Origin of the sequence: Thauera sp. SDU_THAU2 (genome assembly GCF_038260575.1) — a bacterium.
Classification (GTDB): Bacteria; Pseudomonadota; Gammaproteobacteria; order Burkholderiales; family Rhodocyclaceae; genus Thauera.
In genome coordinates this window covers 1958378-1979071 of record NZ_JBBWUN010000003.1, presented here as the reverse complement: position 1 = coordinate 1979071, position 20694 = coordinate 1958378, and the positions used below count along the sequence as shown (strand labels likewise).

Annotated in this window: 22 protein-coding genes; 4 read left to right on the top strand and 18 right to left on the bottom strand. The window is 61.5% G+C overall.

Annotated elements, in window-relative coordinates; translation table 11 throughout:
* Nucleotides 1-180 precede the first annotated feature (180 nt).
* The 7 genes from AAFL97_RS10650 to AAFL97_RS10620 form a co-directional block, all read right to left on the bottom strand.
* Nucleotides 181-462 (bottom strand): hypothetical protein, encoded by a 282-nt coding sequence (locus tag AAFL97_RS10650; RefSeq protein WP_341644885.1) that lies wholly within the window; start codon nucleotides 460-462, stop codon nucleotides 181-183.
* A 71-nt stretch (nucleotides 463-533) separates the two neighbouring features.
* On the bottom strand, nucleotides 534-1307 hold the full coding sequence (locus AAFL97_RS10645) for an SDR family NAD(P)-dependent oxidoreductase (RefSeq protein ID WP_341644884.1): 774 nt from the start codon (nucleotides 1305-1307) through the stop codon (nucleotides 534-536).
* Between the two features lie 286 nt (nucleotides 1308-1593).
* Nucleotides 1594-2277 (bottom strand): response regulator transcription factor, encoded by a 684-nt coding sequence (locus tag AAFL97_RS10640; protein ID WP_341644883.1) that lies wholly within the window; start codon nucleotides 2275-2277, stop codon nucleotides 1594-1596.
* Nucleotides 2277-3650: a cache domain-containing protein gene (locus AAFL97_RS10635; protein ID WP_341644882.1), complete on the bottom strand. Its 1374-nt coding sequence runs from the start codon at nucleotides 3648-3650 to the stop codon at nucleotides 2277-2279. The genes AAFL97_RS10640 and AAFL97_RS10635 overlap by 1 nt, the downstream gene beginning before the upstream one ends.
* Nucleotides 3651-3689: 39 nt before the next feature.
* Entirely contained in the window at nucleotides 3690-4148 is a 459-nt protein-coding gene (locus tag AAFL97_RS10630; RefSeq protein WP_341644881.1) for a RidA family protein, read from the bottom strand.
* Nucleotides 4149-4184: 36 nt separating this feature from the next.
* Nucleotides 4185-5720 carry an aminotransferase class V-fold PLP-dependent enzyme gene (locus AAFL97_RS10625; protein WP_341644880.1) on the bottom strand — a complete coding sequence of 512 codons (1536 nt, stop codon included), beginning with the start codon at nucleotides 5718-5720 and terminating at the stop codon, nucleotides 4185-4187.
* A gap of 250 nt (nucleotides 5721-5970) precedes the next feature.
* Nucleotides 5971-6759 (bottom strand): SDR family NAD(P)-dependent oxidoreductase, encoded by a 789-nt coding sequence (locus AAFL97_RS10620; protein ID WP_341644879.1) that lies wholly within the window; start codon nucleotides 6757-6759, stop codon nucleotides 5971-5973.
* A 103-nt stretch (nucleotides 6760-6862) separates the two neighbouring features.
* Between AAFL97_RS10620 and gcvA (AAFL97_RS10615) the strand changes: the two genes are divergently transcribed.
* Nucleotides 6863-7795 carry a transcriptional regulator GcvA gene (gene gcvA, locus AAFL97_RS10615; RefSeq protein ID WP_341644878.1) on the top strand — a complete coding sequence of 311 codons (933 nt, stop codon included), beginning with the start codon at nucleotides 6863-6865 and terminating at the stop codon, nucleotides 7793-7795.
* A gap of 254 nt (nucleotides 7796-8049) precedes the next feature.
* On the opposite strand, the gene dsbG is transcribed toward gcvA (AAFL97_RS10615), so the two are convergent.
* Genes dsbG through dsbD form a run of 4 tightly spaced genes read right to left on the bottom strand, consistent with a single transcriptional unit; the run spans nucleotide 8050 to nucleotide 11472 of the window.
* Nucleotides 8050-8817: a thiol:disulfide interchange protein DsbG gene (dsbG, locus tag AAFL97_RS10610; protein ID WP_341644877.1), complete on the bottom strand. Its 768-nt coding sequence runs from the start codon at nucleotides 8815-8817 to the stop codon at nucleotides 8050-8052.
* Between the two features lie 2 nt (nucleotides 8818-8819).
* Nucleotides 8820-9656: a TlpA disulfide reductase family protein gene (locus tag AAFL97_RS10605; RefSeq protein WP_341644876.1), complete on the bottom strand. Its 837-nt coding sequence runs from the start codon at nucleotides 9654-9656 to the stop codon at nucleotides 8820-8822.
* A complete protein-coding gene (locus AAFL97_RS10600) occupies nucleotides 9653-10339 on the bottom strand; it encodes a thioredoxin family protein (protein ID WP_341644875.1) in 687 nt (228 codons plus the stop codon). Before AAFL97_RS10600 ends, AAFL97_RS10605 begins: the two co-directional genes overlap by 4 nt.
* Nucleotides 10336-11472 (bottom strand): protein-disulfide reductase DsbD, encoded by a 1137-nt coding sequence (gene dsbD / locus AAFL97_RS10595; RefSeq protein WP_341644874.1) that lies wholly within the window; start codon nucleotides 11470-11472, stop codon nucleotides 10336-10338. The genes AAFL97_RS10600 and dsbD overlap by 4 nt, the downstream gene beginning before the upstream one ends.
* Nucleotides 11473-11618: 146 nt before the next feature.
* Here dsbD and AAFL97_RS10590 point away from each other — a divergent pair, with 146 nt between their 5' ends.
* A complete protein-coding gene (locus AAFL97_RS10590; RefSeq protein WP_341644873.1) occupies nucleotides 11619-12287 on the top strand; it encodes a response regulator in 669 nt (222 codons plus the stop codon).
* Complete coding sequence (locus AAFL97_RS10585; RefSeq protein WP_341644872.1) at nucleotides 12284-13621, top strand: ATP-binding protein; 1338 nt, start codon at nucleotides 12284-12286, stop codon at nucleotides 13619-13621. The genes AAFL97_RS10590 and AAFL97_RS10585 overlap by 4 nt, the downstream gene beginning before the upstream one ends.
* 125 nt (nucleotides 13622-13746) lie before the next feature.
* Here the strand turns inward: AAFL97_RS10585 and AAFL97_RS10580 are convergent, their stop codons facing one another.
* From AAFL97_RS10580 to AAFL97_RS10550, 7 genes are all read right to left on the bottom strand, one after another.
* Nucleotides 13747-14943, bottom strand: a complete 1197-nt coding sequence (locus tag AAFL97_RS10580; RefSeq protein WP_341644871.1) for an MFS transporter — start codon at nucleotides 14941-14943, stop codon at nucleotides 13747-13749.
* Between the two features lie 45 nt (nucleotides 14944-14988).
* Nucleotides 14989-15528, bottom strand: a complete 540-nt coding sequence (locus AAFL97_RS10575) for a DsrE family protein (protein WP_341644870.1) — start codon at nucleotides 15526-15528, stop codon at nucleotides 14989-14991.
* A 27-nt stretch (nucleotides 15529-15555) separates the two neighbouring features.
* The gene (locus AAFL97_RS10570) at nucleotides 15556-16605 is read right to left on the bottom strand and encodes an alcohol dehydrogenase (RefSeq protein WP_341644869.1); all 1050 of its coding nucleotides are present in this window, start codon (nucleotides 16603-16605) and stop codon (nucleotides 15556-15558) included.
* Nucleotides 16602-17717 (bottom strand): flavin monoamine oxidase family protein, encoded by a 1116-nt coding sequence (locus tag AAFL97_RS10565; RefSeq protein ID WP_341644868.1) that lies wholly within the window; start codon nucleotides 17715-17717, stop codon nucleotides 16602-16604. Before AAFL97_RS10565 ends, AAFL97_RS10570 begins: the two co-directional genes overlap by 4 nt.
* On the bottom strand, nucleotides 17714-18382 hold the full coding sequence (locus tag AAFL97_RS10560; protein ID WP_341644867.1) for a cupin domain-containing protein: 669 nt from the start codon (nucleotides 18380-18382) through the stop codon (nucleotides 17714-17716). Before AAFL97_RS10560 ends, AAFL97_RS10565 begins: the two co-directional genes overlap by 4 nt.
* Nucleotides 18383-18449: 67 nt before the next feature.
* A complete protein-coding gene (locus AAFL97_RS10555; protein ID WP_341644866.1) occupies nucleotides 18450-18797 on the bottom strand; it encodes a carboxymuconolactone decarboxylase family protein in 348 nt (115 codons plus the stop codon).
* An 82-nt stretch (nucleotides 18798-18879) separates the two neighbouring features.
* Nucleotides 18880-19653: an SDR family NAD(P)-dependent oxidoreductase gene (locus AAFL97_RS10550; protein ID WP_341644865.1), complete on the bottom strand. Its 774-nt coding sequence runs from the start codon at nucleotides 19651-19653 to the stop codon at nucleotides 18880-18882.
* 113 nt (nucleotides 19654-19766) lie between these two features.
* Between AAFL97_RS10550 and gcvA (AAFL97_RS10545) the strand changes: the two genes are divergently transcribed.
* Nucleotides 19767-20690: a transcriptional regulator GcvA gene (gcvA, locus tag AAFL97_RS10545; protein WP_341644864.1), complete on the top strand. Its 924-nt coding sequence runs from the start codon at nucleotides 19767-19769 to the stop codon at nucleotides 20688-20690.
* Nucleotides 20691-20694: the final 4 nt, after the last annotated feature.

Here is a 20694-nt window from a genome sequence, read left to right as displayed (position 1 = left end):
TGGAGCCGCGTCGGGCGAGGGGGCGCGTGGTTACTGGGCACCGATGCAACACAAGCCAAAGCTGGAACATTCCAGCAGGGAGCCGCGGTAATTGTTTCAGCCGTGCATCATGAAAATCCGCCCTTCATCAACATAAAAAAGAAACCGGGCGCGGCTTGCGCGCCCGGCTATGGGGAAGCTTTACGCAACCTGATAGATGCGCACGTCAGGGTCGGCATCGACCAGCGGCTTCAGACCGGCCACCACATCGGTGGTGAACAGCTCGCTTTGCAGATAGGCGTTCGCGTTCTCCTTGGTATCGAAGCCATGAAGCACCTGCACGTCTTCATTGCGCACCAGCAACTCCTTCGACTTCGCGCCAGCGATGGTGTCGAGGAACGGTGCCTTGTACTTCTGGTAGATGCCAGCAGCGGCCGCGCGATTGGTGTCGGCGATCTTGAGGGTGATCTGAAGATAAACCATGTGCATTTCTCCTTGCTCGGTAGGTGGGTAAAGCATGCGCGGCCAGGCGCAAGGCGCCTGCCCGCCGTGCATCAATTGCGGCCGGCCATCACGCCGCCATCCACGTCCCAGATGGCACCGGTGACCCAGCCTGCCTTGTCCGACAGCAGGAAGGTGACGACTTCGGCGACATCCTGCGGGGTGCCCACGCGGCCGATGGGGTGGAAGCTGTTGAAACCTTGCAGCGCGCTGTGCACTTCGGCCTTGGGGATGAAGCCTTCGTAGATCGGGGTTTCCACCACGGCCGGAGACACCGCATTCACGCGGATGTGCTTGGGTGCCAGCTCCATCGCCAGATGCTGGGTCAGTGAGTGCAAACCCGCCTTGGCCATCGAGTAGGCCGACGACGGCGTGGCGGCGATCGCCTGCCTTGCCCACATCGAGCCGATGTTGACGATGGCGCCGGGACGATCCTGTGCGACCAGGTTGGCAGCCACCTTCTGCGTGATGAAGAAGAAGGCCTTGTTCAGCTTCATGTACTGGTCGTAGTCGGCGTCCGAGTGCTCCAGGAAGGGCTTGGGAAAGAACACGCCGGCGGCGTTGACCAGCAGATCGATGTCCGGGTGCTGCTCGTCGATGGCCTCGAGCAGTTCGGCCAGTCCTTCGTCGCTGGTCAGATCGGCCGTCAGTGTCCAGACATAGCCCAGTTCGGCCAATCCCTTGCCCGCTGCTTTGGTCTTCTCCGGGCGATGGCCCACGATCACGACGCTGCCGCCTTCGGCCAGCACCATGCGGGCCGTCTCCAGGCCCATCCCGCTGGTGCCGCCGATGACCAGCAGCTTCCGACCCTTGAATTGCTTGCTCATTGCAATGCCTCTTTGTTGTAAGAAAATCTATTCATACTGGCTCTGATGGAGGCCACCGAACCCCAGTCATGGATCACTCGGTGCACTGGATCCATGGCTGGGTTGAGAGGGATTTTTCACTCGTTTTCATCAGCCGACAAATGAGATAAAGTTTTTATTTTTGAAAGAAAAACTTTTCCATTAAAGTCGCTCGCCGAGCCGGATGCATTACGCGCATTCGGGTACCGTGCTCCATCAGCGTCTTTCCGCAGCGGCCGAGTGCGGTGATCGCCCCCCGGCGGCTTGCTCATTCGTGAAGCACGTCGTTTTCGTCAAGGACATCGCTGGGTCCGAAGCCGAGATCCGAATAGTCGATGGCATATTTGACCAGCGCAGCCCGGCCTTCCACGCCGAGCTTGCGACGCAGATTGAGCCGATGGGATTCGACGGTGCGGATCGAGGAGCCGAGCAACGAGGCGATTTCCTTGTTCGAGCAGCCTTTTGCGAGCAGATTGAGGATCGCAATTTCCTTCGGCGTCAGGGCGGGCAACGCGCGCTCGAGCGGCAGTCCGGCGTCGACCAGGCTCGCGACCCGCTGGCTGAGGTAGATCTCGCCGGTATTCACGGTGCGGATGGCGTCGATCAGATGCTCCGAGGGGTCATCCTTGAGAACGTAGCCGCGGGCCCCCATTGCCATGGTTCGGCGTACATAGGCCGGCTCTTTCAGCATCGACAGTACGAGCGTCTTCACGCCGCGAAAATGATTGTTCAGTGCCGCCAGCAGGCTGATGCCGTTGGCGTTGGGCATGCGGATGTCGGTGATCACGATGTCGGGCGCAAGTGCCGCGGTGAGCGCCATGGCCGTCCGGGCGTCGGCAGCCTCACCGACGACTTCGACCTCCAGACTCATTTCGAGGCGCATGCGGATTCCGTCGCGCACCAGCGGATGGTCGTCGACGAGCAGAATGCGGGGGTGTGCTGCCTCGTTCATCAGGCCCTCTTGCTCAGATCGAGACAGGCTTCGATGCAGGTATTGCGCGGACTCGATCGGATCGACAGACGGCCCTTGAAGCTCTCTATGCGTTCGCGCATGTTGCGCAAACCGATTCCACCTCTTGCATCGGCCTGGATCTTCTTCAGGTCGAAGCCCACGCCATCGTCGCGAATTCCGAGGGTGACACGGGATTCGGCGAAGTTCAGCGAGATCGTCACCCGGGTGGCCTGAGCATGGGCCAGGATGTTGTTTATCGCCTCCTGCACGACGCGGAACAGGGCGGTACTCTCGTCGATCGGCAGATCGAGCGGGGAGCCCTTCTCGATCAGCACCACGTCGAGGGCATGTTGATCCCGCAACTGGTTCACGAGCTGCCTGAGCGCCGGCACGAGGCCGAGATCGTCCAGCAGGGCGGGGCGCAGATCGTGGGATACCCGGTGTATCTCGCCTAGCGCCTTGTTCAGCCGTTGCAGACCGTCGCCGATGAGATGCTCGGTCGAGGGGCTGTGCGTATCAACGAACTGGTCGGCATGAGCTTGCCGGTACTGGGCGGCCTCGAGGTGATATTTGGATGAGACGAGCACCTGCACCACGCCGTCATGGAGTTCCCTCGCCACCCTGCAACGCTCTTCCTCCTGGGCACGTACGACGCGCTGGGCGAGTTGCCGCAACTTCTCGCTGGAAGTCCGATAGCTGCGCAGGTAGACGCCGAAGCCCGTGGCGCCGATGAATATGATCGACAGCGCGGCGATCAGGAATATCTTGTTGAGGGTACGGCTGATGTTCTGCCGGGCGCGTTCCTCGATGCGGACAAGAGCGTCTGAGAGCTCGTCCATGTAGATTCCGGTGCCGATGATCCAGTCCCAGTTGTCGATCGAGAAGACGTAGGACAGCTTGCGGGCCTGCTTTTGCGATGACGGCTTTTGCCAGTCGTAGCTGACGAAGCCGCCCCCATTCCTGGCCTTTGCCAGAATCAGTTCCACGGGTTCCCTGCCGGCGGGTTCTTGCAGATCACAGAGCTTCAGGCCTTCCATGTACATCTGCTTCGAATCCAGCAACAAGGAGCCATCCTTGTCGTATGCGAAGAAGTAGCCATCCTTGTCGAAGCCCATGCGCGACAGCAGTTGCAGGGCTTGGCCCTGCAACTCCGCCACGTCGCCGTTGCCGCGCGCGAGTTGCTGAATCATGGAACGAGCCAGCTCGACGTAGCGTTGCAGCTCCCGTTCCATGCCGCGAGCATAGACTGCCAGCAGCAGCTCGCGCTCGGCCTCCACGAATTCGATGGCCTCCTTCCGGACGAAGAAGGCCATCGAACCAAGAGCGGCGATCTCGAAGCCGATGACGAACAGCAGGACGATTCTGAGCTTCATCACGGGGAGGGAACAGCAGCTCTCGGCAGCAACTGCGTGTCAGGGCTTGACCGCGATGGCGCTGATCTCGATCGACACGTCACGCGGCAGACGTGCAACCTGCACCGTCGCGCGGGCAGGCGGCACTGCACCGAAATACGTGGCATAGACTTCGTTCATCTTGGTGAACTCGTCCAGGTTCTTCATGAACACGCTGGTGGACACGACATTCGCCATCGTCATGCCGTCGGCGGCCAGAACGGCCTTCAGATTGTCCAGCACCAACCGCGTCTGCTCCTCGATGGAGGCATCTTTCATGAGTTCGCCGGTTTTCGGATCGATCGGAATCTGGCCGGCCAGATACAGCACTGACCCAGCCCGTACCGCCTGGGAATAGGGACCAATCGCCTTTGGTGCATCGGGCGAGGCCACGGCGCGAATCTCGCCGTCCGCGTGCGCGCCAAAGCTCGCCAGGGCAGCCATCATGGCGGTCGTCAAACCAAGTTTCTTGAGCTTCATCTTCGTTTCCTCATGCAGGGTTGAAAAGCCTGTTCCTCAGGCCATTTTTTTCGACAATTGCCACATCGCATCGACGAGGCGGTCGACATCGTCGGCATCCGCCCAGAGGTGGGTGGAAACACGTACGCCGTAGTGCTGGGCAGGCGCCCCGATGACGTCGAAGCCCGCATTTCGGATTGCAAAGCCAGGCGAGTAGTCCGACAGCATGAGGCTGACGAACTGGTTCGATTTTTCCCGGTTCATCACATCGGCCGGGTTCTGGAACGGATTGAAGCTGGTCAGGGCCGACACCAGCTTGGGATCGTCCTTTGGGGAGTACAAGGCATCCACGCCCCACAGTTCGACGATCCGTTCCTTGAGATAGGCAGACAGCGCGAGGTCATAGGTCTCGATCTTCTTCCTGCCGATGCTGTCCCACAGTTCGCAAGCTTTCACCAGCGCCTTGTACATCGGCACATGGGTGCTGCCGCAGTTGGTCACACTGGCTGCCACATCCCAGGTCGCCGTTCCGTTGGTCGTGCGCGGAGTGTTGTTGTAGGCGGTGCCATGTACCGGATACCACTCGGGCAGCGGCAAGGGATTGGACGCACGGATCTTGTTGCGCATGATCAGAATGCCGGTGGAGCCCGGGCCGCACTGCCACTTGTGTCCGGCGCCCGACATGAAGTCGCATCCCAGCGCGCCGTAGTCGTAGGCCATCATGCCGGGCAGATGGGCACCGTCGACAATGCTGATGAGTTCGTGCGCCTTGACGACTTCCATCAGATCTGCGATCGGCAGCATCGTGCCGGTCTTGTAGGTCGGCGACGACCACATCATCGCGCGCACGCGCTTGCCCTGGCGCTTCAGTTGGCGGATGCGTTCGTCGAATAGCGACACATAGGTCGCTGCAGTCTGGTTGTTGCCTACTGGAAGGGCTACACGCGAAACTTCGACGCCGTAGCGGTCTGCGGCAATGGCAAGCGGCACATCTCCGCCGAAATGCTCGTGATTGGTGGTCACGATCACGTCGCCGGGTTTCCACTTTATGCCGAGAATCGAATGGCACATTCCGGACGAGGTATTGTAGGAAAAAGCCAATTCATCGCTGTCGACGCCGAACCCGGGAGCGACCAGTGCGCGCAGATCGGCGCGGTCGCCATAGCCGTTCAGGGAATCCCTGGCCTTGGCGAAATTCTCCTCGGCGAATAGCGACAACACCGCTTCCGGCATCGACCCTGCAGTACCGATATTCATGAAGGTTCTGTCCGTGTTCAGTACGAACATTTTCTGCACCGAAGTCCAGAAGTCCGCATCGTGTACCAGCTCGGCCCGCAGATTTCCCGCCGCTGACTGCCCGATCGCACTGCGGCTGGCTGCCATCAGCGGCCCGAGCGCAACAGCGCTTGCGCCATAACCCAGCATGCGCAGGAAGGCGCGCCGTTTGAAAGTCCAGCTTTCGTCACTCTGAAGTGCACGCCCATCGGACGCCACATTCGATTCCCCGATCATTGGATTGGAATTCATTTCACTCACCCTGCCTGGATTAATTGAAAAGACCTGTAGCCATTTGCCTTGGCGTTTCTCCTGCATGGAGAATTTAAGGGAGCAGCCTTTTCATATCTATCAATGCTGTCCCCTACGCACTACTACGCAAATGGAGCTGCGCCCGGCGAGAGTGAGTTGCGGCGATTTTTAATGGCAGATAATATGAACAATACGATGAATGGTGAATTTCATATAACTTTCAGATGGCCAGCAAGAAAAAGGTGATGAAATCGACGAACGATTGAATGGATGTCCTCTCCAACTGGTAGTGGGCCCCGAGGAGCCCAGCTACGCATCAGTTGCGGCCGGCCATCACGCCGCCATCCACGTCCCATACGGCGCCGGTGATCCAACCAGCTTTGTCCGAGAGCAGAAAAGTGGCGACCGCTGCAACATCCTGTGGGGTGCCCACACGACCGATCGGGTGGAAGCCGTTGAAGTCCCGTCGAGCCTTGCGCATCTCGGGCTCAGGGGTGAAGTCCTCGTAGATCGGCGTCTCCACCACGGCCGGCGATATCGCATTGACGCGGATGTGCTTGGGCGCCAGTTCCATCGCCAAGTGCCTGGTCAGCGAATGCAGGCCGGCCTTGGCCATCGAACAGGCCGACGACGGTGTGGCGGCGATGGCCTGCCTGGCCCACATCGAGCCGATATTGACGATGGCGCCCGGACGATTCTGGGCGATCAGATTGGCAGCGACCTTCTGCGTGATGAGGAAGAGCGCCTTGTTCAGTTTCATGTACTGGTCGAAATCCGCGCTCTGATGCTCCAGGAAAGGCTTGGGAAGGAACACGTCGGCGACGTTGATCAGCAGGTCGATGTCCGCATGCTGCTCGCCGATGACCTGCAGCAGCGCGGCCAGCCCTTCATCGCTGGTCAGGTCTGTCGTCAGCGCCCAGACCTGACCCGGCTCGGCCGACACCTTGCGTACATGCATTTCGCACGCTTGCCCGGTTTTCCTGGGGCGGTTGCCCACGATCACCGCGCTGCCGCCTTCGGCCAGCACCATGCGGGCCGTCTGCATGCCTATTCCATAGATGCCGCCGATGACCAGCAGTGTCCTGTCCTTGAATTGCTTGCCCATCTGAAATCTATCTCTAGCTTGATTGAGGTAAGATTTTTTGATGATTTCATTCAACTTACAAATGAGTTAAAGTATTAGTGATTGAAAGAAAATCTTTATCGCCATGAGGCTGCCAGTTCATTTGAATGCCTTGCGCGCGTTTGAAGCCAGCGCGCGCCACCAGAGCTTCTCGGCCGCGGCGCAGGAACTCAACGTCACGCCGGCGGCCGTTGGCCAGCTCGTTCGTGGGTTGGAGGAATGGCTTGGCACCCCTCTGTTCATCCGGGGCAGCAGCGGCAAGGCCAGGCTTGTGCCGACAGACGCTGCGTTGCGTGCACTGCCTGACATAAGGGCAGGCTTCGACAGGCTGGCTTTGGGCATGGAACGACTCAAGGAGGGGGCGGTCGGCGGTGTATTGACCGTCACCGTAAGCCCTGCATTTGCCGCCAAATGGTTGTTGCCGCGCTTCGAGCGATTCCAGGCCATTTGTCCCGACACCGATGTGCGCCTCGAGACCAATCTCAAGCCTGTGGACTTCGTGGCCCAGCGGGTGGACGTTGGCGTGCGCTACGGCATCGGTACGTGGCCGGGGTTGGTGGCGGACAAGCTGATGGGAGAGGAGATTTTCCCGGCCTGTTCACCCGAGTTGTTGCGGCAGAATCGACATTTCCATACACCCGAAAGCCTTGGCGCCGTCACCCTGATCCACGACCTGTCGATGGACGGCCATGTAGGCTTCCCGACCTGGGACAAATGGTTCGAGAGGGCCAACGTGACCGGAGTGGCCACCTCGCGTGGCATGAAGATCAACAACTCGGCGGCGGTCTTGCAGGCAGCGATCGAGGGGCGGGGCGTGGCACTTGCACGTAGCGTCATGGCACACGCCGATCTGGCGGCGGGACGACTGGTGCGGCTGTTCCCTGAGATCCGGTTTGAATCCGAACTGGCTTATTACGTCGTGTATCGCTCCGAGTGCGCCAGCTTGCCAAGGCTGGTGGCTTTCCGGGATTGGCTGATGAGTGAAGCTTCGTCGCAAAACGAACCATTCCTCAAGTAACGCATAGGGGGTAAGCTCCGGCTTTGCCCCGCGTCACCTTGGGGAGCTGTTCCACGAGTTGGAGGCGCACAAGGAGTCGAAGATCGCAAGAGGCACTTCCCTGAGCTTCTTGCCGGGACGGCTGGATTGCTCGCGGCCTTCCGCAAGGCGGGGATGTACGTGGGTGGCCTTCCGCCTGGGGCACCCCAAAGTCGGCCCACGAATCACGTTTCTCCAACAGGCCTGAACGTGCTGGCGTGTCGTTTACTGGTACATCAGAAGGGTCCAAATACTTCGGTCAGAGCGGCTTGCTGCGGCATGCCGCCGTACTTCTTGAGCACGCCACCGTCGTCACGGATGACGATGCCAGGCGTCCCTTGGAAGCCCATTCTGATCATGAGCATCTGGTTGTCTTCCAGGGCCTTGCGTACGTCACTGGAAATGCTCTCGATCGGGGCGATGCCACCCTGCTTGTACTTCTTTTCGTTCTCCAGTAATGCCGCCGATGGATCGCTCGCGCCCAGGATCGCCGCTGCCTTGCCCGCGCTGTCCGCCTTGATGATCCCTACCATGATGTGGCGCAGTTGCACTTTGCCTGCATCCACCCAGGGCCGGGCGGCTTCCGAAAAGCGATTGCAGTAGGGGCAATTTGCATCGGTGAAGGTGTAGATCACGCGAGGCGCGTCGGCTTTCCCATCGCGCACCCATCTGGAGGATTCGAGCTGCGCCCAGGCCTTGTCGCTGACCGGCTTGGCTGCCAGCCGTTCCAGCGCCTCTTCGTCGAGGGCTTGCCCCTTGCCATCCAGGCGCGTGCCGACGATGGCATTTCCGTCGCTCGTGACGTAGATGGCAACCGGCCGATCGCCGGCCACCGCGGCGAATGCGCGCAGGCCGCCGCTTACCTTGAACTCCTGCATGACCGTCAGGCCCTGGTCTTCCAGCGCTCTGACCGAAGCAGGTTTATCGGTGGATTGGGCTTGGCTGCACGCGGCCATCGACATCAGGCTGGCCGTGGCGATGAAGGAGGAAAGTCGTGGAAACATGCTTACTCCGTATGTGTTTGAAGCTGGCTTGTAGCGGGGAAGTGGCGCGACAGGGTGTGCTTGAGACTGGCCAAGGTTAGTGCTCCAAGGTGGGTGTCCACTAGGCGCCCCTGTTCGTCAAAGAACATCGTGGTCGGCAAGCCGCGTGTGCCCAGCGTCTGCATGGTCATGGATGCCGGATCCAGCAGCACATCCCTGAGTGCCAACTGTTCGTGCTGCAGAAAGGCGCGCGTCTGCTGCGCGCTTTCCCCTTGGTTGACCATGACGAAGGCCACTTTCGGGAACATCGCCTGGGCCTGTTGAAACACGGGCATTTCGCGGCGACAGGGAGGACACCAGCTTGTCCAGAGGTTGAGCACGATTGGCCGGCCTGCATAGGTAGCTAGGTTCACCGGGTTCTCATCGAGCGTCGCCAGTTCCAGAGTCGGCAATGGCGGCGCGGCGTGATGCAGCAGTTGCACCACGCTGCCTGCGGCAAACCAGGCTAGCACGCCCGCGGTGATACCGGCCAGCGTTGGCACTCGCGCTGCCTGGCTGCGGCGTGTTTTCCATGCGATCAGCGTGAGTGCGGCAAGGACGCCGACCCACCACACAAAGCCGCCATCGCCGATGGCGAGCATGGATGCCGGCGTAGCCGAATACTCGTCCCACCATTGGGCGATGTACCCCAGCCGAGCTGTCACAGTGCCCCAGAGCACAGAGTCGAGAATCATCCCGCCGGCCGTCTTGGGTGTCGCATCCGGTTTGTGTTTGGCCAGGGCACGTGCCGTCGCCCAGGCGATGAGCACGGCAAGCAGGACGATGATGACTTTGAACGGAAATGGGCCAAAACCGATCATGAGGCGTTCACCGAATCCAGACGTTCCAGGAAAGCTCGTGCATCGATCTCGCCGACCACGCGCAGTTCGCGGCGCTCCTCGCCATCAGGCCCCACGAGGATGAGTGTGGGTGGCCCCATGACCCCCCAGCGCTTGAGCAGCGCCTGATCCGTGACATCGTTGCGCGTCACGTCGGGGCGTATCACCTGCATGTTGGCTAGCCGCGCAGCCACGGCTGGATCACCGAACACCTTGCGCTCGATCACATGGCAACTCACGCACCAATCGGCGTAGAAGTCGATCAGGGACCATTGGCCGCGCGATGCTGCCTGTGCCAGAAGCCCATCCACGTCTTCGACCGATTTCGCTTGAACATGGCTCACGCCGCTTTGTGCGGCTGGCATGCTTGCTGCGGTGGCATTGCGAAGGTGCCCCAGCGGCTGCAAGGCGGAATCACCGCCCGAAGCGGCACCAACCAGCATCAGCGTCGCCCACAAGCCCGCGAAAGCGGCGCCGGAACGCAAGGCCCAAACCAGCCGCTGTCTCTCTGCCACGGCCTGCCCCCAAGCGATCAGGCCGACCGCAATGGACAGGATCCACGCGCCCCAGAGCGCCAGGCTCACCGTGGTGGGCAGGAAGCGAGCCAACATCATGACGGCCATGCCGACCATGACGTAGCCGAACGCGACACGCACCCTGTTCATCCATACGCCCGGCCGGGGAGTACCTTTGCACCGAATACCGCGATGGCCAGCAAGGGCAAACCCATGCCCAGGCCCAGTGCGAACAGCGCCAGGCCGCCGTAAAGTGCGCTGCCGGTCTGGCCGATGTAGAGCAGGGCGCCCGCCAGGGGAGCTGTCATGCAGGGGCCGACCAGAAGCGCCGAGAGAAAGCCGAGCGCCGAGGCGCCGGCAAGGCTGCCGCCCGGACGGCGTCTGCCGGCCGATTCCACACGATCGACCAGGGCCGAAGGCAATTGCAACTCGAACAGACCGAACAGCGAACTGGCGAGGATTAGGAACAGCGTCGCAAATGCTCCGAGCAGCCAGGGTGATTGCAGCGTGGCCTGGAGATTGGCACCGGCCAGGCCCGCAGCGACGCCCACTGCCGCATAGGTGCCGGCCATTGCCAGAACATAGGACAGCGACAGAAGAAAGGCCCGGCGCGGTTTGGCCTGGCTGCCTACGATCATCGTGGAGATGATGGGGATCATCGGCAGTGCGCAGGGGGTGAAGGCCAACAGCAGACCAAAGCCGAAGAACAGCAAAATCCCGGCGACAGGCCCCAATGCGGCGAGGCGTTGTGCGGCCGCCTGATCTTCGGCCAAGTCGGCTGCGAGTGTGTTTGGCGCCATGTGTTCCTGCGGCGGTGAGGCTCCGGCTGGCGTGGATTGACCGGTTGCCGGCAGATCCACTCGGATGGCCTGTGGCGGATAGCAGATGCCGGCCTCGGCGCACCCTTGCCAGTGCAGCGTTACCGGGCCGGGGGTGGCAGTCGGAAAGTGCAGCCGCAGGGTGTCGCCCTGGTAGATTTCGGTGTCCCCGAAAAACTCGTCATGCTTGGCTGTACCGGCCGGAAGGTCCAGTTCGATCTCACGACCTGTCCCGTCCATCAGCCTGAGCGAATGGCGATAGACGTAGTGCTTATCGGCGACATGTCCGGTCATCGTGAATGAATCGCCCTGCTGCAGCACATCGTCCAGCCTGAAAACATCGGCAGCCTCGAGAAAGCCACGAGTATTGTTCGACCAGGAGAACAAGCCGTCATTCGCCCACGCAGCGCCAATGGCGCAGCAATACAGCAGGAAAACAGCAAAGGCGCGTCGATACAGGGACAAATTCAAATCCTCCAGTCAAGGCTTTATTGATGATGCGCCCGTTCGATTAAGCGAAACTAAAATAGACTAATGCTGAAACCATTTGCTGACGCAATATGCGCTTGTGGCATAACATGCATCGTGGTCGAGGTATGGAGAGGCAGGGAATGCGGGTGCTGCTGGTTGAAGACGATGAGCTGATCGGCGCCGGAATCGTGTCGGGTTTGCGCAAGCACGGCATCGCAGTGCATCACGTTGCGACGGCGCGAGAGGCGGAAAGCACCCACATGGAAGAGAGCTTTCAGGCGCTCGTGCTCGATCTGGGGCTGCCTGATCGGGACGGTATGGACGTACTGAACAGCGTGCGAACCATGGAGCCTCAGTTGCCCGTGCTGATCCTCTCCGCGCGCGATGCCATCGAGCACAAGCTGAAAGGGCTGCGTGAAGGGGCGGACGACTACATGGTCAAACCGTTCGACCTGCGCGAACTGGCGGCACGGCTGCATGCGCTTGTCCGACGCACGCAAGGCCGGGCAACGCAAGCCATTGCGGCAGGGCCACTGCGATTGGAGCCCGAAAGTGGCCTGGCTTGGCTCGATGGCGATCCCGTTGCGCTGTCACGCCGTGAAGTCGATCTTCTGGCCCACCTTGCCGATGCCGATGGACGTTGGGTGTCGCCCGACGCTTTGAACGAACGCCTGTATGGGCTTGGTGAAGAAGTCAGCAGCAATGCCTTGAACGTCCACATTCACAACATCCGGCGCAAATTGGGCGCCGATGCAATAGAAACCGCGCGTGGCCTCGGCTATCGCCTGGGGTGGAGAACCAAGGCATGAGCCTGCGTCTGCGCGCTGTCCTGATCGCCGGAGTTTCGTTGATGGTGCTGTGGGTCGCTGCTGCCGGACTGATGATGCGCAGTATTCACGCCAATCTGGATCGCACGCTCGACGGACAGCTTGCCATGTCGGCTCGCATGGTGTCGGGCTTGCTCGAGCAGGCAGCACTGGCGCCGAATCCAGTGGATACCGGCTTCGCAGAAGTCGTGCGGGTCAGCGGGAGCGAAGGGATCGCATGCGAGATTCGCTTGCTCCGCGGCGAGATTCTTGCACGTACGACGCATGGCCCGCATTCCGAATTCGAGGAGCTGCCCATCGGCTTCAGCACGCGCGAAGTGGATGGCAGCCAGTGGCGTGTTTATGTTTTGCGTGTTGACGGTTATCAGATCACGACAGCCGACCGCATGGATCAGAGAGACGTCCTGATTGATGAACTGCTGTATGCGGCAGGTGTGCCTTTCCTGATCGCCAGCTTCGGAGGACTCGTTGCCCTGTGGATTGGCATCGGTCGAGGATTGGCTCCGCTGAACGCCCTACGCGAGCAGCTGCGAGTCAAGAGAACGGACGACACCAGCCCGATTGCTGTTGAGCATTCGCCCTCTGAACTGCGTCCGATGCTGGATGCCATGAACGGCTTGCTGGGACGTCTGGCGCGGGCATTGTCCAGCCAGCGGGCATTCACGGATGCCGCGGCCCATGAATTGCGAACGCCTCTGACCGTCATCGACACGCATCTCCAGGTGGCCCGCCTGACTGAAGGCGAGGAGGCAAAGATCTCGCTCGGTAACGCGGAGGCGGGTGTACAGCGCCTGAGGCGTACATTGGATCAGATGATGGTGCTCGCCCGAGCAGACGCATCGATCGATCCGGCAGATGGCTGCGAGTCCGTGCTTGCCGCTGTGGCCGCTGTACTCCAGAAGCTGGACGTTGCCGAAAGACCTCGCCTGAATGTATCCATCGAAGGCAGTGACACGGCAACACCAATTCCAAGATCGATGCTGGAGGCGGCCATCCGTAATCTTGTCGACAATGCGATTCGCTATTCGCCGCCGAATACGCCTGTGGACTTGCTGGTTTCATTCGACTCGGCGGCCGATCGGTTTCGCATCGCGATTGCCGATCGGGGGCCGGGACTTGGTGAAGATCATGTTTCTCTGATCGGAAGACGGTTCTGGCGCGGAGATCAAGGCCGCAATGGCAAGGACGGAGCTGGTCTCGGGCTCTCGATCGTACGTGCGATTGCGGAGAGATTCGGAGGGGCGCTGAACCTGCAGGCCAGGAAAGGGGGTGGTCTGATCGCCGAAATCACGTTGCCGTCAGGTGGTGGCGATTAAAGACCAGGGCTCATGAATAGCCCGGCCGTCATGGAAGAGCGAAGAAATTGCGGGCGCGAATCGGGAATGGCTCCGTCACTCGGTACTGCGGAAGACGGAGCCATCCGCTCGGGACAATGTCTCTGCTAATTGGCGGGATTTCCTCTACCGTTTCTCATTGCAATGCCCAGCATGACAACGGACAAGGCCAGTGGCACGAAGGACACCCACAACACCGTGCTCCAGCCATAGGCCGAAAGCACTCCGCCTGACGAGAATGAGCCGATCGCCATCAGGCCGAAAATGATGAAATCGTTGAGTGACTGTACGCGCGTCTTCTCCTCGGTGCGATGGCATTCCAGCACCAGGGCGGATGCGCCAAGGAAGCCGAAGTTCCAGCCCACTCCCAGCAGGCTCAACATCGCCCAGAAGTGCACGACATCCACGCCACCCAAGCCGGCGGCGGCGGACAGGCCCGTCAGCGCCAGCCCAACCGTTGCCACGCGCCCGGCTCCGAAGCGAGTAATCAGGCTGCCAGTAAAGAAGCTGGGCGCATACATGGCGATGACATGCCACTGCAGGCCCAGGTTGGCCGAGGCCTGGGAATGACCGACGTGGTGCATCGCCAGCGGTGCGGCAGTCATCAGGAAGTTCATCAGCATGTAGGACACCGCACCGCAGATGGCGGCGGCGACGAAGCGCGGTTGGCGAGCGATCATCGATAGAGGCCGCCCGCCGGCGATCTCTTCTGCAGTGGGCATGGGGAGCTTCACTCCCAGCAGGATGAAGGCCGAGACGGCCGCGACTGCGGCCTGCACGAGGAAGGTGGCGGCAAACGTGTGAGGGAGCCACCAGTCCATCGTCCATGTCACGAGTTGGGGACCCACCACTCCCGCCGCTACGCCTCCGGCCATGACCAGTGACAGCGCACGAGCACGCCGAGACGGTGCCACGCCGTCGGCCGCCGCAAAGCGAAAGGACAACACCACGGCAGCGTAGCTGCCACCGAAGAAAGTCGCCAGGCAGAACAGCCAGAACCAGCTCATGATCACGGCGATCATGGCCAGCAGGCCTGCCAGCACTCCTGCGCCGGTTCCTGCCAGGAAGGCGGTTCGCCGGCCATGCCGCCGAGTGATGGCCCCAACGGGCAGGATGCACGCAGCCATACCCACCACGAAGATGGAGATAGGCAGCGTAGCCAGCATGGGTGAAGGGGCGAGCATGTCACCCACGATGGCGCCCGTGGCATACACCACCACCGAGTTTGCACCCGCCAAGGCTTGGGCGATGGACAGCCGCCAGATGTTTCCGCGCTGAATCTTTTCAGGCAATTCGTCGTTCATGTTAGTTGTCGGACTCGAGGTCATTCTTGTTCTGCTGCTGGCGGCTTACTTCCTGAGCTCAGGCTGATCGAGATAGCGTGCGTCCCTGACCGGCAGTGGGGCCGGGTTGACTGCCTGGTTGATGACCTTGTAGCCCTGGCCCATCCAGTAGACCAGTTCAGGAAAGCCGCCTGCCGCTGCCACTGTGATGAAGCCGTGCATGTCCTCTGCCTGGAATCCGGCAGCCTTCATGGCGTTACCGCACATCCTGAACTCCACGCCTTCCTTCGCCAGGCCAGCCATCCTGTCAACGATGTCCTGGTACTCCATGTAGTTCTCTTTGGCGAAGACGCGTAACTCGGGGCCGCGCGTGAGCACCACCGCCTTGCCCTTGGTGGCCTGCTGCATGTTCTTGATATAGTTGTACAGGCCATGAAGTTGTTGCGGCTCGGCATAGTTGACGTCGAATACGACGTCGGTTGCCAGCGTCTCTCGCAGATCGACCTTGGCCGATCCATAGGGAGCAAACTCCTCGGCGAGCACGGGTGGCGCCGCTGCAGCAATGATTGCAGCAAGACAACCGACGCCCGACAGATACCGCGTCATGAAAATGTCTCCTTGGAAATTTCTGATTCAATCGCCAATCCCTGCGTGATCGATCGGGGGCTCAGTGGTCAGCACCATGCGGAACCTGACGTCACCGGACCTCAGTTTGCCCAACGCCTCGTTGGCCCGTTCCAGGGGCAGGATCTCGATGCGTGGACGCACATCCACCAGCACGCTGAAGTTCAGCGCCTTTTCGTTGTCATAGGGGGTGCCGGTGATCGAACCAACGATGCTGCGCTGCCCGCCGACCAGCAGGCCTGCAGGAACCTGCAGCGGGCTCTTGCCGGGATTGAGTACGACCAGGCGTCCCTCGGGAGCGAGGCCTGGCAGTAATGCCGATACGGAATCGGCATGGTCGATCATGGTCATGATCGCCTGTGCGCCCCCCATGCTCTTGAGTCGGGCCGTGGCATCTTCCTCGCGGTTGTCGATGTAGACGTGTGCGCCAAGCGCCAGGGCATCCGCCGCAATGTCTTCACCGCGCCCAATGGCGATCACCTTGAATCCCATGCGGTGAGCATACTGCAGCGCCATGTGTCCCAATCCGCCGATGCCCAGGATGGCCACCGTGTCGCCGGCCTGGGCACCACATTTCTTCAGCGCGTTGAAGGTGGCGATGCCGGCGCACAGAATGGGCGCAGCTTCTTCCGACCTCAGTTCGTCGGGAATGGCGACCAGGCCTGTGCTTCGGGCCAGCATCATCTCGGCATAGCCGCCGTCGCAACTGGCTCCCACGACCGGCTGGTTCTCGCAGAGCTGGAAGCGCCCCTGCCTGCACTGTGTGCATTCGGTGCAGTGGCCGCCAAGGCGACCCACGCCCACGCGCTGGCCCAGTTTCCAGCGCGCTGGAACACCAGCGCCAAGCGCAACGATGCGCCCGACAACTTCATGCCCGGGTACGCGCGGCGGTTGCAATGCCGGATCGGCCCGGTCGACGTCCAGGGCATCGGCACCGCAGACACCACAGGCTTCCACTGCGATCAATACCTGGCCTGTATCAGGCACAGGTGTCTTGCGCTCCACCAACTCCAGTAGCCCTAGGCGGGTTGCCTGCATGGCGCGGTAGGTCGTCTTCATGTCCGTTGATCCAAAATCGTGTTGATGCCATTCGTCGCCGCCTCGATGGCTCCGGCAAGATAGCCTGGAAACTGCGATGACCATTCGCTGGCGATACCGGTGATGTGCTTCTTCCACACGCCTTCGGCAGCGTTGGCGGGAGGTGCCATACCGTGACGGCCGGGTCCATCCTGATCAGCATTGGTGGCCGTCCACGGATCGGCAGCCCAGTCCTTGATGAAATCCGCCTTCGGTGCCGCAGCCCGTTCGCCAAACAAGCGTGTGAACTGGGCACGGCAGTAGGCGCGCAGCACATCTTCGGGAACGCCACGGCGCACGTGTCCAGGTACGCCAAAAAAACCGAACAATGCTGCACCGCCGCCGGGCATCGAAGCATCATGGATTTCACCCAGTGGCCCCCGGGTACTACGTGCTTCACCCGACAGGCCTTGTGCGCGCCAGAAGGGCTCGTCATAAAGGGCAAGGTACTTGGCGTGTGGCGCCATCCATGTAGCCGTGCCGCGCCACGCACGTATCAGGGACTCGGGAAGCAATGGCGAGAAGCCGATCAGTGCCAACGCCAAGCGCGGCGGAACAGCCAGGAGAACATGCTCGACCTGGTAGAGGCTGGACTGCCCTTGGGCATCCTCGGCATCCACTTCCACATGATGGCCATCGCAGTGAAGGCGCTGCACGCGCTGGCCGAGCATGAGATTTCCCGAGGCCAAGCCGAGTCGCAATGCGTCGACCAGTGCGCCCATCCCACCCTCCAGTCGCATGGAGGGGGGCGACGCAAGGGAAACACGCATTCGCACAGGTGCGCCGTCTGGTGCCCGCTCGACGACCATATCTCCATCCTCGGACTGAGCGAAGCGTTTCAGGCCAAGGCTGTCGATGAGGTGATCGAGTTGCGGCTGATAATCGGGCCAGAACCATGTTGGGCCAAGGTCGAAGTGGTCTTGTGGTGCCCCACCCGCGACCGCGGGTGTGGACGCGATCCGACCACCCCAGCCATCACGCGCTTCGAGAACGACATAGTTGTGAATGCCCTTGTGCTCCAACAGATGCGCCGCGTATAGCCCGGCCAGGCCCCCGCCTACGATGGCGATGCGTGCCGTTCTTCGCATGGTCATGCTTCTATCGGCGTTTTGCCAAGGCGAGCGATCTTGAGATAAACAGTCGTGCCATGCGACCCGGCAACGATCCCGGGATACTGGCCTGCAGGCAGACGCATCCAACTGCCCCGTTGATAGGACTCGCCGTCCGCCAGGACATTGCCGCTCAGAACCAGTAGTTCGGCACCGCTCACTGGTGCAGTGAACAAGGCTTCATCTAGTTCCAGCCGCTGCAGGCTGGTCTGCTCGACGTCATCGGAGAACAGGGAGCAGATATGGCGTCCGTTTTCGTTGTGCCAAGATGATTCGGCGCGTGTGTCGATACGCACGGCGTGCCGCTCCTGCGGCTGCATCTGCTGAAGCTTGACGAAGATGGTGGCGCCTTCCTTGCTGGACGGCTGGTGGTTCGAGCCGGGCGGATTGCGCAGATACCAGCCCGCCGGATAGTGGGCATCGTCTTCGGAGAAGGTGCCGGACAGCACGAGAATTTCCTCACCGCCGGAGTGCGGATGGCGCGGAAACCAGGAATCTGGGGCGTAGCGCACGATGCTGGTTGCGCGGGCCTGCTCGGCGCCCACGCGATCCAGCATCACGCGCTCGACGCCGCTCTGTGGCGAGGCCACCCAGTGGTACTGGTCGGCGGCGACGATGGCCGGGCGGGAAAAGTCGGCATTAATCAGCATCGAGATGTTTTCGGCAGTGGGCGCACGCAGCAGGCAGATAAAGCCGGCAACGCACGCCCGATATGGCTCAGAGCTTGGGCAACTGTGCGTGGGTATCGAGCACGCGCGCGGAATAGACGAGGGCGGCGCCCGCGTTCAGGGCGATCGCCACGCCCAGTGCCTCGGCGATTTCCTCACGGGTCGCGCCGTGTTCGACGGCTTTCTGGGTGTGCACCGAGATGCAGCCGTCGCAGCGCGTGGTCACTGCCACGGCCAGGGCAATCAACTCATGTACTTTGGGGTCCAGATGTCTCCCCTTGGCCGCAGCGCCGTCGAGCGCCGCGAAACCTTTGATCACTTCCGGATTCAGGGAGCCGAAATCGCCGATGCGTTCCATCAGTGCATCGCGATAGGTGTTCCAGTTCTGCATTTCCATCCTTGTCTCCTTTGGGGTGAGGCCGGACTCCAGAATGGGGTCCTGCGCCGAAAGTGTATGCGACTGTCTGCGTACGTCGTGGTCAGTTGCGGCCAGCCATGACGCCGCCGTCGACATCCCAGACTGCGCCCGTCACCCAGCCCGCCTTGTCCGAGAGCAGGAAGACGACGGCCTCGGCGACGTCCTGCGGTGTGCCGACACGGCCGATGGGGTGGAAGCTGTTGAAGCCTTGCAAGGCTTCGGGCACTTCTGCCTTGGGAATGAAGCCTTCGTAGATCGGGGTTTCGACCACGGCCGGTGACACCGCATTGACGCGGATCTGCCTGGGGGCGAGCTCCATCGCCAGGTGCTGGGTCAGCGAATGCAGGCCGGCCTTGGCCATCGAATAGGCGGAAGACGGCGTGGCAGCGATGGCCTGCCTGGCCCACATCGAGCCGATGTTGACGATCGCGCCCGGCTTGTCTCTGGTAACCAGATTGGCGGCGACCTTCTGGGTGATGAAGAAGAAGGCCTTGTTCAGCTTCATGTACTGGTCGTAGTCGGCTTCCGAGTGCTCCAGGAAAGGCTTGGGGAAGAACACGCCTGCTGCATTGACCAGCAGGTCGATGTCGGCGTGCTGCTCGTCGATGATGTCGAGCAGTGCGGTGAGGCTTTCGCTGCTGCCGAGGTTTGCGGTCAAGGCCCAGGCCTGGCCCCGTGCAGCCAGCTCCTTGCGTGCTTGCTCGGTTTTCTCCGCGTTCCTGCCGACGATCACCGCGCTGCCGCCGCCGGCGATCACCATGCGTGCCGTCTGCAGGCCGATGCCACTGTTGCCGCCGACGACGAGCAGCTTCTTGCCCTTGAATTGATCGTTCATTTGAAGTCTCTCCATTACCTGCCGGCTGGCAGCTGGGCGCAGATTCTTCGCCGACTTCCTGCGGGCGGCAAATGAGATAAAGTGTCTGTCATTGAAAGAAAAACTTTCCCGTAATGAAACTGCCCGTTCATCTCAATGCCTTGCGCGCATTCGAAGCCAGCGCCCGGTATCGGAGCTTTTTGGCTGCCGCGCAGGAACTGAACGTCACGCCCGCTGCCGTGGGCCAGCTCGTTCGCGGCCTGGAGGAATGGCTCGGGACGCCCTTGTTCATCCGCAGCAGCAGCGGCCGAGCCAGGCTCGTTGCCACCGATGCGGCCTTGCGAGCGCTGCCCGACATCCGGGCCGGCTTCGATCGCCTGGCGATCGGCCTCGAACGGCTGAAGGAAGGCGCCGGCGGCGGAGTGCTGACCGTCACCGTCAGCCCGGCTTTTGCCGCCAAGTGGCTGCTGCCGCGCTTCGAGCGCTTCCAGGCCGCATGCCCGGATACCGACCTGCGCCTGGAAACGAACCTCAAACCGGTCGATTTCGTTGCCCAGCGCGTGGATATCGGCGTGCGCTACGGTGCGGGAAGCTGGCAGGGACTGGTGGCGGAGAAGCTGATGGACGAGGAGATCTACCCGGTGTGCTCGCCCGAGCTGCTGCGCAGCCAGCCTTTGCACGAGCCGGGAGATCTCGGCCGCGTCACGCTGATCCATGACCTGTCGATGGATGGCCATGCGGGCTTCCCGACCTGGGAGGCGTGGCTGCAGAAGATGGAGGTGGCCGGTGTGGCGGCTTCACGCGGGCTGAGAATCAACAACTCCGCGGCAGTCCTGCAGGCTGCGATCGAGGGCCGGGGCGTGGCGCTCGCCCGCAGCGTGATGGCCCACGACGATCTGGCATCCGGCCGGGTGCTGCGGCTGTTCCCCGGGATCCGCTTCGCTTCCGAGCTGGCCTACTACGTCGTGTATCGGCCGGAAAGCGCCGGCATGCCGAAGCTGCGGGCATTCCGGGACTGGCTGTTGCGGGAGGCGGCTTCGGGAGGCAGACTTTTGTGAGCGT